Genomic DNA, 287 nt, shown 5'->3' with positions numbered 1-287 from the left:
CCAGGCTGAGATTACCGACATAAGAAAAATTGACGGAGGATATGAGCTGGTTACACGTATGTTGGCTCAATATCACTGCAAAACCGTTATAATTGCAACAGGTACATATCTTGGCGGAAGAATATTTGTCGGTGAGGTATCCTATGAAAGCGGACCTGACGGGATTTTCCCTGCAACCGAACTTGGCAAAAGCCTAAAAAAGCTTGGGCTTCCGTTGCGCCGTTTTAAAACAGGTACTCCTGCACGAGTTCTCAGAAGTTCTATTGATTTTACCGACCTTGAAGAAC

1 protein-coding gene is annotated in these 287 nt (G+C 44.3%); it reads left to right on the top strand.

The window, feature by feature from the left end; genetic code table 11:
• Positions 1 to 287: FAD-dependent oxidoreductase (locus tag AC2FA3_RS15125; RefSeq protein WP_490510303.1), on the top strand; the 287-nt coding region annotated here is incomplete at both ends.

The organism is Janibacter sp. CoH_79_TC_3, assembly GCF_058197955.1.
The sequence above is the reverse complement of the archived record's forward strand: the minus strand, read 5'-3'. Positions and strand labels throughout refer to the sequence as shown.